Raw genomic sequence first — 9463 nt, 5'->3', positions numbered from 1 at the left:
CGGCGGTGAGTGGGGCTCGCAGACGGCGGTGAATCGTGGGGGTTACCGGCTTACAGACGGCGGTGAACCCGTAGCCCGGGCAAGGCGCGTTAAGCGCCGCCCCCGGGAACAGGGCGCAGTGCGGCAGAATTCCCGGGAGGCGATGCTGCGCATCTGTCCGGGCTACCCAACAGCAGACGGCGGTGAGTGGGGCTCGCAGACGGCGATGAATTGTGGGGTTACCGGCTTACAGACGGCGGTGAACCTGTAGCCCGGGCAAGGCTCGTTAAGCGCCGCCCCCGGGAGCAGAGCCTGGCGCGAGTAGGGAAATTCACGGCTATTGCGCCACTTCTTTCCCTGCGGACGCCACCGCCGGGCCGCGGTAATCGCCGCCCAGGGCTTTAATCAAGGTGATATCGGTGCTGAGCCGCTGGGCCTCGATATCCAGCAGCAAAAGCTGCTGCGCGATGGCCGGACGACGCGCCTCCTGCGCCGCATAGTAGCTGACCAGTCCGCGCTGATGGTGCGCGCTGGCGCTGCGGGTGGTCATCATCGCCGCCGCGACTTTCTGCTGCTGCAGCGCGGCCTGCTGGTTCAAATCGTTCAACTGGCTGGAGCTAATCGCCACGTCGCGCACCGCGTCCAGCACCGCCTGGTTGTACTGCTTAATTAAAATATTGCTCGCCGTACGCGTCGATTTCAGGTTGGCGTTTAAGCGCCCGCCGTCAAACAACGGCAAATAGAGCCCCGGCAGCAGGTTGATCTGCTGGAATGAGGACTTAAACAGATCGCCGACGCTCAGCGCGTTGTAGCCCCAGAAGGCTTTGATATCGAAGTGCGGGTAAAACGCCGCTTTTGCCGCGTCCACCTGGTTCATCGAAGCGCTGACGTAGCCGCGCAGCGCCTGCAGATCCGGGCGACGGGCCAGCAGTTCAAACGAAAGCGAATCCGGGAGCGTTTCCTGCAGCGCCGGCAGCGGCACGGGATGAATCTCCGGCATGCTATGCGCATCGGCGCCAATCAGCGCCCGCAGCGTTTCCCGATACTGCGTCAGCGTCCCCTGCGCCGTAATCACCTGCTGCTGCGCCGCCAGCAGCTCTGCCTGGGCGTTGGCGACATCGACGCTATCCTCCACGCCGCGCGCGGTACGATGCTCATGCGCCTGCACCGAGAGCCTGGCGATGGCCTCCAGCTGATTAAGTAATGCGATTTTCTGGAAAGTTGCCTGCATCGCGAAATAGAGCTGGGCCACGCTGCTGGCAAGATCCAGCTCGATGCCGGCGGTCTCCGCCTGGCGGGCGTTCTTTTCGCCAATCGCGGCGGCAACGCGGGCGCGGTCGGCGCCCCATAAATCGATATTCAGCGTCGCCCCGACGCCAACCGTATTCAGCGTGTACCAGGGGCCGTTTTTATCCACCGGCAGGGAGAAGGAGTAGGGCCAGGTGAACTGTTTATTGGTGACCCGCAGACGGTTTTGCGCCGCCACGGCGGTGGCCTGCACGCCCATTGCCGACTGCGCCAGCTCGACCGTGGACTGCGATTGCGAAATACGCAGCCGCGCCGCCTGCATGGTGGGGGAGTTCTGCAGCGCGCGATTGACCAGCATATTTAGCTGCGGATCCTGATAGCCTTCCCACCAGCGCGCCGTCGGCCAGCCGCTATTCGCCAGATGGATCACCTGCGCCAGCTCGGCCTGCTGCGGATTGACCAGCGGAACCTGGCCAGGATCGTCCTGAATTAATGCGCACCCGGTTAACAGCGTCAGGGCGAAGGCAAACACCGGGGATCGCGAGGCGCGCGGGAGAGTAGAGGTTTTAATCATGATTGCATTGCCTGTCGCGGAATATCGGAAGACGCAAATGGCCACGCCGGCAGAGCGGCCAGCGCGTTGACCAGCGGCGCGCCAAATGGATTCGCCGGGTCCGGGAGAAGCGCCTGAGGGCGTTCTACGGCAGTTTGCTGCGCGTCGATATCGGCAGCGTAGCCTTCAAGCCGCCGGGCGCAGCGGGGTAAAAAAGTATCCCCCGGCGCGGCGTACAGACGATAGCCTTCGCTGAGGCGCAGGATCTCTTCCGCCTGATGGAACGTCGCCCGCACCGGCCAGTTTTTGGCTTCCGGCCACGGGTGGGCGTAGGTTCCCAGCGGCTCGGCGGCTACCCGGTTGATTAAGGTTTCGCTCTCGGTCAGCGCGGCAAATAGCGGTACCAGCTGAACCTCATCGTCGCTTGAGGAGAGGGTCTGCGCCAGCTGGCGATAAAGCTGCGCCAGACGCGCTTTGAGCTGCGGGGCTTCGCTATCCGGCCATAAATAGAGATGTACAATCGAGGAGACCAGCACGCCGAGCAGGATACCGATAACCCGGTCGCGCAGTTCGGTAAGGTTGCTGAGCGGGCCAAACCAGCTGAGGAATGCCAGCGCAAAGGTGAAACCTATCTGGATCCCGGCGTAGGCGATGCGCTCTGAGCCTGCCGCAATCCACGCCGCCAGCGCGAACACCGGCAGGGTCATCGCCAGCAGGCCGCTCAGCGAGTCGGTCCAGGGCTGCACAAAGACGATCAGGAGCAGCGCAATCAGCGTCGCCAGCAGCGCGCCGCCGATACGCAGCCACGTTTTCTGCATGGTAGCGCCCAGACCCGGCTGGGCGACAATGACGCAGCTCAGCATAATGGTGTGGATGCCCTGCCAGTCTGCGGCGGTATAGAAAACGTAGCACAGCAGCGTCGCCAGCAGCGTTTTCAGGGCAAAGTGCAGATAGACCGGATTTGACCACGCGTCCGGCAGCAGCAGCGGCGCTTTTTCCACTTCACCCTGCGGTAACGCGATGGTTTCGCCGCGCGCCAGCCGCGCCAGCACCTCGGCGATCTCCTGCAAAATGGCGCTGTTATCGCTATCGCGCGGGACCATCAACGGCTCCATATCCGCCGCTGTGGGGCTGGGCAGATTATCCGCCAGCGCGTTCAGCTCGCGGGCTATCCGCTGGCGCGCATCGGAATGGTCGCGGCCCGGTTGTAGCAGCGCCGTTAAATGGTAGCAGCGCAGCGCGGCGGCCATCAGCGATTGCCAGGCCTGCGGGCTGGCGGCAATCTCCGGGGTGGCGCGGGCGGCTTGCTGGTACAGGGACTGCAACTGGTTAAACTGGCCGGCGATCTCTTTAAAGGAGGGTTGCGGCGCCCCGCCATCCGGTTGGCTAAGAATCAGCGCCGTCTGGCGCAGCATGACCACCAGCCGGGCTTTAAACTGATAGCCGGGGAACGCCTGTTGGAAACCGGCGTTGACCAGCAACGTCACCAGAATGGCGGTGTTAATCGCCACCCATAGCCACAGCAGCAGGCGTACCAGAATTTCGCTCTGGCTGGTCATCGACGGGAAGGTCTGGGCGTAGATGACTGCCAGCGCCACCACGAAAAACGCCAGCCCCAGCTTGCCGAGGACCCGCATCAGGTAAATCGCACAGAAGAACAGGATCACCGAGGCAACCAGGCGAATTAGCGGATAGTCATAGGTCCACTTAATAATCAGCAGTACGCCGCCCAGGGCGACGCTGACGGTCACCACGAAAACCACGCTGACCAGCTTAATCATCAGGACGTTAGGCTGGCTGACGTAAAACACCACGATCAGCGCCACGGCGAGGAAGGGAATATGCAGCGTCATAAACAGCACAATCAGCACCGCACAGCTGAGCGTCAGGCGCAGGGTATAGTTCGCCCGCCCCGGCGCATCGCGGAGTTCCCGGGTCAGAAACGGCCACAAGCTTTGCATGCCGTCTCCTTATTGCGGCTGGAGAACGGCGCTGGCGGAAGCGCCCATGCGAAACAGGTTCGGGTCGGGATCTTTGACGGCGATTTTAACCGGGAAGCGCTGGGAGACATGGACCCAGTTGATGCTCTTCTGAATAACCGGCAGGCCTTCAATGACGCTGCCGCCGTCGGGCAGAACGCCGGTGCCGACCGAGTCGACTACGCCCTCGAAGGTGCGGCCATGGTTGGTCATTACGGTAATTCTGGCCGGAACGCCGGGCCGAACACTCTGCAAGTCGGTTTCGCGGAAGTTTGCCACCACGTACCAGTGGTCGTCATCCAGCAGGGTAAAGACCGGCTTAAGGGCCGAGGCGTACTGGCCGATCGTCGTCTTCAGCGCCACCACCACGCCGTTAAACGGCGCGCGCACTTCGGTAAATTCGAGATGCAGCTCGGCCAGCGCAATTTGCGCCAGGATCCCCGCGCGCTGCGCCACCATGGCATCAACGCCGGTCACGGCCGCGGAAGCCTGTTTCGCCTGCAGCAGGGTGGCCTCCAGTTCGGCGCGCGCCGCTTTTTCGGCCGTTCGCGCCTGATCCAGATCTTCTTGTGAGGCAAACCCCTGCGGTACCAGCGGCTCAAGGCGTATGCGTGAAGAGGTGGTCTGCTTAACCAGCGCTTTGGCGCGTTCAACGGCGGCGTTGACCGACTGTGCGTTGTACTCCTGCGCTTTGATGGTGCGCTGGGTCAGCATAATCTGCGCATCAAGCGTGGTCAGCCGCGCTTTGGCATCATCAAGCATCGCCTGGTAGGGACGCGGGTCGATGCGGAACAGCAGATCGCCTTTTTTCACCCGCTGATTGTCGCGAATCGGCATTTCGACGATCCGCCCGCTCACTTCCGGCACCACGTCGATGGTGTCGGCATAAACGTAAGCATCGTTGGTTTCCGGCGAGGTTTGCAGCTGCCAGATAACCAGAATCAGCGCCACGATCGCGGCGAGAACGAGCGCCAGCAGGGGCCATTTTTTGCGGATAACGCTTGAGCGGGATTGGGTCATAGGGATCTAGTTTACGAAGAACAGGAACCACAGAATCGTGGCGAACAGGAACATCAGCGCCAGATAGCTGAAGACCAGTGGAGAAAATCGCGATTGCCATCCTTGACGCACAATCAGGATATGGCAGGGAATAAGTAACAGCGCGGCGCCTAATAAGCAGAAAAACCAGCCGGGAAATGCTGCGCCTAAAACCGGAATCGCCGGGGATAATGAGCAGCCGGAGAGCGTAAATAGCGAAAATAAGAGCGCAGGGCCCGCCAGCTTAACAATGCGATTCAAGACGAAATACCTGAGTGCTCGGATTAAGGTGAAATGAGTTTAATCTCACTGTCGGGGAAATAAAAGGCGGAGAGAACAGAAGCGTCTGTATTCCATCGATAAACAGGATATTTTCTATGGATAACACCTGCATAGAAAATCATTCATTCTGCATTAACGACCAGCGGTGGGCGAAATAAAATTTCGCGTGTCACCGATAGTCGGCGGTGGCTGGCAGGGCTATGCTTAGAGCCAGGACTATAAAAAATAGTCAGAACTGAGGCAATGTCATGGATAAAGAATTACTGCAAGCGGGCTATCGCGCCTATACCGGAGAGAAAATAGATGTCTACTTTAACACCGATATCTGCCAGCACTCGGGTAACTGCGTACGCGGTAGCGCGAAGCTCTTCAACCTGAAACGTAAACCGTGGATCGTCCCGGATGAAGTGGACGTGGCCACGGTGGTCAAGGTTATTGATACCTGCCCGAGCGGCGCGCTGAAGTATCGCCAAAAATAAGCGAGGAAATGATGGAAATACTGGAAGGTCATAACAAGTTTTACGTCAATGACGCCGACGGGAAGCAGGTGGCGGAAATTGTTTTCGTGCCTACGGGCGAGCACCTCAGCATTATTGAACACACTGACGTCGACCCCAGTCTGAAAGGCCAGGGCGTGGGAAAAAAGCTGGTGGCGAAAGTGGTGGAAAAAATGCGCGGCGAGCAGCGTAAAATTATTCCGCTATGCCCGTTTGCCAAACATGAATTTGATCATACCCGCGAGTACGACGATATTCGCGCCTGAAATAAATGCGCCAGCGCGCTGGCGCCACCTTTTTATCTGACGCCGTGTTACCCGGCGATAAGGTTCAGATCGCGGCCGGATAAAAGCTGGTGGATAAGGTCACTGACGTTTTCCCGCTCCACCGGCGGCGAGATGAAATAACCCTGAAAACGGTCGATCCCCAGCGCCTTCAGTCGGTTGAATTTATCCAGACTGTCCACGCCTTCGGCAACACAGCGGCTACCGGTTAGCTGACAGTAGTAGAGCAGACTTTTGATTAGGGCCAGAGCGTGAGGATCGCGCTGCATGTCGTTGACGATGCTCATATCCAGCTTATAGGCGCTGAACCTGACCGATCGTACCGGAAACATGACGCTGCTTTGTGAAAAGCAGTCATCCAGCATAATGGTAAAGCCCTGCTTGCGTAGCCGGGAAATATTGTCGGCAATTTTACTCTGCAGGTTGAGGTCCAGGGTTTCAGCAAATTCCAGTACCAGCCTCGAAGACATATGGGGCTGACGCAGCTGCTGGCGCGCGGTCTCCACCATCCGGATCAGATTGTCATTGCTGGCGATAGCAGCGGGAATATTGACCGAGAAATAAAACTCTCCGGAGTGCAGATTAATATTCTCCACGGCCTCGCGAAGCACAAAGGCGGTCAACACCAGCCAGGCATACGCGGAATGTACCTGCGGCAAAAACTCGCCTGGCAGCATAACCTGTCCCTTTTGCCGCCAGCGACAGAGGATCTCCAACCCTTTTAGCTGCATCCGACCATCGGTGATGGGCTGGAATACCGGGAAAATTTGCCGACAGTGAATGGCGTGGACAAATTCGCGCTCGAAGGCGGAAAGCGCAGCATCCGGTTGGATCTTCTGCCCTTTGGTCTGGCTGCCGGGGAATCGGGTTGCCAGCTGAGGATGATGTTCCACCATTTTTTTCAGTCCTGCCGTTCGCTGGTTATAAAGCGTTTTGTGGCTAATGCCGCGGCGCTTTGCCTGGGCGTTGACGCTGTATCCGCTGAGTAGACCGAGAATGGCATTTAGCTCCGGCCGGGTGAGCCCGCCAGGGCGCTTTCCGCCGAGGCGTATCTCTTCGTCGGCCAGCTGTTTAAGTGAAGGATATCTTTGCAAAATATAGTCCTGCAGCACCGCGGTCAGGCTGGGGACGGGCAGGTCCGAGGCGGCGGTGCGCACTTCGGCAAGCAAACGGTGATCGATGACCTGATGCAGCAGCGTATGCCACAGCCAGCTGGCCGGGCTGCGGCTGAGGATCAGCATCGGCAGCGGCGTCGCAGAGTGTTCAAGAAACGCAGCGGCCTGCTGCAGGGTGGTGAGCAGCCTGGCCGGGGTTTCCGGCAGAAAAACGATAAGGCGTCGAATGCCCGTGTCGCCGGGAAGCATCTGCGTATCCGACGGCAGCACAACGGGCCGCATGCCGCTGGCCATCATCACTTTGACTAATCCATCGGCGACCAGCGAGCAGGGCGAAAGGATATAGTCCACTCCCGCTCTGCCGCGCGCCGCGGGCGCGTTACTGGTAAACAAAGGTCACCCCAATAATGGATTGCACGTTGCCCGCGGTGACCTGGCCGCTGGTTCGCGCATAGGTTGCGGTGAGTCCGAGGTTGACCGCGGAGGTGCCCACGGTTCCCATAGAGACGGTACTGTTTGAGCGCAGAATAGTGCCATTGCGCAATAGCTGAACGCCTATCCCCTGGGCCGGTGAGGCGGAAGAGGTATTGGTGAAAACGCTGTTGGCGCTATCCGCCGTGGTGCCGGAGAGGTAAAAACCTATCTTTTGATTTTGCCCGCAGCGTACCGTGAGCGGAACAGCGGTCGAACCCGGGTACTCAGGCAGCGTTACCGTGACGTTGCGAGCGGAAACATCGCAGCCGCCCGTGGGGATAATCACGCTATTGTTGGCATAGATGTTCCAGGTAAATTTAGAGGTACGAACGTTACCGCCGCCGTTGATATCGGAACCCACCTGATACATAACCAGCGTGGCGATATGCGAGCCGGCGCTTATCGCCAGCCCGGAGGCGGTGGATATTGGCGTCAGGTAGAGCTGGGTATTCCAGCTGGTGTAGTTGCCGGAAGTAAAATTATGGCTGGCGGTCGGGGAGTTTAGCGGGAAGCTATAGCTAACTCCGTAGTACTTTAAAGAACCGGTAAAATTGGTCAGCAGGCCGCTATAGGCCGAGCCCTGTAGCATGCTTACCATGTCGTTTCGCCTGTCCGGCGCGTCATTTTTACAAAAAATCGAGCTGGATAAGTCGACGACCAGGTTCTGCCCCGCTCCGAGGCTTGGCTGCAGGTTAACGTAGACGTTGGATACTTTCCCGCCGGTATCGCTGTTTAATATGGTGCCGGTGGAGTCGTAGCAGGTATAAGCCCTGACGCTGGTGGAAAAGCCCGCTAACACAAGCGCCAGCCACAGCGCGTTGACCAGCGCCATACGACATCTACGGGGAGCGGTAATCCGCTGATTCATAACGTTCTCCTGCCTTATAGCCAGGTGTAGGTGACGTTAATCACCGCCTGGATTGTTCCTTGCGTTGGTCCGCCGTTAACCGTCAGCGCCCTGACGCGCAATGGAAAGCGGGTGGATTGCGTGGCATCGTTGACGGCCACCGTTTTGCTTGTGCCGTTGTTAAACCGGGCGCCGCTGGTATCCTGCAATTCCAGCTGGAGGTTGCCCGCCGTTCCCTGATTTTTGTAGTAGCCCGTGCTGTCCGCCGTTCCGCTGAAGCTGGCGGTGACCCGCGAGGTGCCGACCGGACAGTTGCTGAGATCGAGGGTGACGTCATGCCAGCCTGATGCCGAGCCGGGTGAAAGCATGTTAAAGGTGTATAAATCACCAAAGTCAACGGTGGCCTTCGGCGTGGCGATGGTGCAGGGTTTGGCCACCACTTTACCGTTAACGGTAATGGTCACGTCGGCGGCGCGGGGGGCGCTGGCGAAGGCCATCATTAACGCCAGCAGCCAGGGTGCATGAGTCCATTTCATTTCAGCCTCCGGTTACTGAAATTCAAGCGTGAAGGTCGCGGTTGCATTAACGTGCCCGGCGGTGACCGGTAGCTGGGTGGCCATTAGCCGGGCATAAAAGTTCAGGGTGTTGGGCTGGCTGGGCGTCAGCGTGGTCCAGGCAATGGCCGATGAGGCTGCGTTGAGCGGCAGCATCGTCTGCTGCGCGTCAAGGATCTGCACGCCCATCCCCGCCGCCGCCGAAGCCCCGCCGTCGAGCTTTAATAGATCGCTATTGATGCTGTCGGCAACGCCAACAAAGCCGACCTTCACCGCGGTAACCGAGCTACCGCAGGGCGACAGCACAATACGAAAGGGGACCAGCGGCGTGGTTGCCCCAACCGCATGGAATTGCTTTGCGGCGTTATCCATCAGATCGACGGTAAAATCTTTTGATTCACCCGCCACGGCGCAGGCGTTATCGCGAACGTAGCCGCTGATAGTAATGGTACTGTCCGCCGCGCCGGCGTTGCTGGCCGCCAGCGAGACGAGGGCGCTCAACAGATACAGGGTTTTTCTCATCATCATGGTTTCCTTAGCGGCACTCCGTGGAGAGCTGGCTCAGCGTCTGGTTCTGATTTTCCGGCGGCAGGCTGTAGCTGGCCTCACAGCT

The 9463-nt window shown here is 59.2% G+C and carries 10 protein-coding genes and 1 pseudogene; 3 read left to right on the top strand and 8 right to left on the bottom strand.

The window, feature by feature from the left end; genetic code table 11:
* A pseudogene (locus tag HMPREF3178_RS31185) lies at nt 1-250 on the top strand (hypothetical protein); the annotation flags it as partial.
* Between the two features lie 66 nt (nt 251-316).
* Here the strand turns inward: HMPREF3178_RS31185 and HMPREF3178_RS25605 are convergent.
* From HMPREF3178_RS25605 to HMPREF3178_RS25590, 4 genes are read right to left on the bottom strand one after another with little or no spacing between them, the layout of a single operon-like run.
* Nucleotides 317-1801 (bottom strand): MdtP family multidrug efflux transporter outer membrane subunit, encoded by a 1485-nt coding sequence (locus HMPREF3178_RS25605; protein ID WP_023321577.1) that lies wholly within the window; start codon nt 1799-1801, stop codon nt 317-319.
* Entirely contained in the window at nt 1798-3741 is a 1944-nt protein-coding gene (locus HMPREF3178_RS25600) for a multidrug transporter subunit MdtO (RefSeq protein ID WP_017145459.1), read from the bottom strand. Before HMPREF3178_RS25600 ends, HMPREF3178_RS25605 begins: the two co-directional genes overlap by 4 nt.
* A gap of 9 nt (nt 3742-3750) precedes the next feature.
* On the bottom strand, nt 3751-4779 hold the full coding sequence (mdtN, locus tag HMPREF3178_RS25595) for a multidrug transporter subunit MdtN (protein ID WP_004105396.1): 1029 nt from the start codon (nt 4777-4779) through the stop codon (nt 3751-3753).
* Nucleotides 4780-4785: 6 nt separating this feature from the next.
* A complete protein-coding gene (locus tag HMPREF3178_RS25590) occupies nt 4786-5058 on the bottom strand; it encodes a YtcA family lipoprotein (protein ID WP_004105391.1) in 273 nt (90 codons plus the stop codon).
* 269 nt (nt 5059-5327) lie between these two features.
* Here HMPREF3178_RS25590 and yjdI point away from each other — a divergent pair, with 269 nt between their 5' ends.
* Together yjdI and HMPREF3178_RS25580 are read left to right on the top strand one after the other, a co-directional pair.
* Entirely contained in the window at nt 5328-5558 is a 231-nt protein-coding gene (gene yjdI, locus HMPREF3178_RS25585) for a 4Fe-4S mono-cluster protein YjdI (protein ID WP_004105390.1), read from the top strand.
* A gap of 11 nt (nt 5559-5569) precedes the next feature.
* Complete coding sequence (locus HMPREF3178_RS25580) at nt 5570-5842, top strand: GNAT family N-acetyltransferase (RefSeq protein ID WP_004115198.1); 273 nt, start codon at nt 5570-5572, stop codon at nt 5840-5842.
* 47 nt (nt 5843-5889) lie between these two features.
* On the opposite strand, the gene HMPREF3178_RS25575 is transcribed toward HMPREF3178_RS25580, so the two are convergent.
* Genes HMPREF3178_RS25575 through HMPREF3178_RS25560 form a run of 4 tightly spaced genes read right to left on the bottom strand, consistent with a single transcriptional unit; the run spans nt 5890 to nt 9372 of the window.
* Nucleotides 5890-7326: an EAL domain-containing protein gene (locus HMPREF3178_RS25575; RefSeq protein ID WP_029496784.1), complete on the bottom strand. Its 1437-nt coding sequence runs from the start codon at nt 7324-7326 to the stop codon at nt 5890-5892.
* Nucleotides 7327-7354: 28 nt separating this feature from the next.
* On the bottom strand, nt 7355-8317 hold the full coding sequence (locus HMPREF3178_RS25570; RefSeq protein WP_004115194.1) for a fimbrial protein: 963 nt from the start codon (nt 8315-8317) through the stop codon (nt 7355-7357).
* A gap of 14 nt (nt 8318-8331) precedes the next feature.
* Nucleotides 8332-8832 carry a type 1 fimbrial minor subunit FimG gene (locus tag HMPREF3178_RS25565; RefSeq protein ID WP_070585595.1) on the bottom strand — a complete coding sequence of 167 codons (501 nt, stop codon included), beginning with the start codon at nt 8830-8832 and terminating at the stop codon, nt 8332-8334.
* A gap of 12 nt (nt 8833-8844) precedes the next feature.
* Nucleotides 8845-9372 (bottom strand): type 1 fimbrial adaptor subunit FimF, encoded by a 528-nt coding sequence (locus HMPREF3178_RS25560; protein ID WP_024274432.1) that lies wholly within the window; start codon nt 9370-9372, stop codon nt 8845-8847.
* Nucleotides 9373-9463: the final 91 nt, after the last annotated feature.

Source organism: Klebsiella sp. HMSC09D12 (assembly GCF_001808475.1).
In the GTDB taxonomy this organism is placed as follows: domain Bacteria; phylum Pseudomonadota; class Gammaproteobacteria; order Enterobacterales; family Enterobacteriaceae; genus Klebsiella; species Klebsiella oxytoca.
This window is presented reverse-complemented; position numbering and strand designations above follow the sequence as displayed.

Excerpts from the sequence above, each read along its gene's own strand:
- HMPREF3178_RS25605 (WP_023321577.1), bottom strand. The coding sequence starts at position 1,801 with ATGATTAAAACCTCTACTCTCCCGCGCGCCTCGCGATCCCCGGTGTTT.
- HMPREF3178_RS25600 (WP_017145459.1), bottom strand. The coding sequence starts at position 3,741 with ATGCAAAGCTTGTGGCCGTTTCTGACCCGGGAACTCCGCGATGCGCCG.
- mdtN (WP_004105396.1), bottom strand. The coding sequence starts at position 4,779 with ATGACCCAATCCCGCTCAAGCGTTATCCGCAAAAAATGGCCCCTGCTG.
- yjdI (WP_004105390.1), top strand. The coding sequence starts at position 5,328 with ATGGATAAAGAATTACTGCAAGCGGGCTATCGCGCCTATACCGGAGAG.
- HMPREF3178_RS25580 (WP_004115198.1), top strand. The coding sequence starts at position 5,570 with ATGGAAATACTGGAAGGTCATAACAAGTTTTACGTCAATGACGCCGAC.
- HMPREF3178_RS25570 (WP_004115194.1), bottom strand. The coding sequence starts at position 8,317 with ATGAATCAGCGGATTACCGCTCCCCGTAGATGTCGTATGGCGCTGGTC.
- HMPREF3178_RS25565 (WP_070585595.1), bottom strand. The coding sequence starts at position 8,832 with ATGAAATGGACTCATGCACCCTGGCTGCTGGCGTTAATGATGGCCTTC.
- HMPREF3178_RS25560 (WP_024274432.1), bottom strand. The coding sequence starts at position 9,372 with ATGAGAAAAACCCTGTATCTGTTGAGCGCCCTCGTCTCGCTGGCGGCC.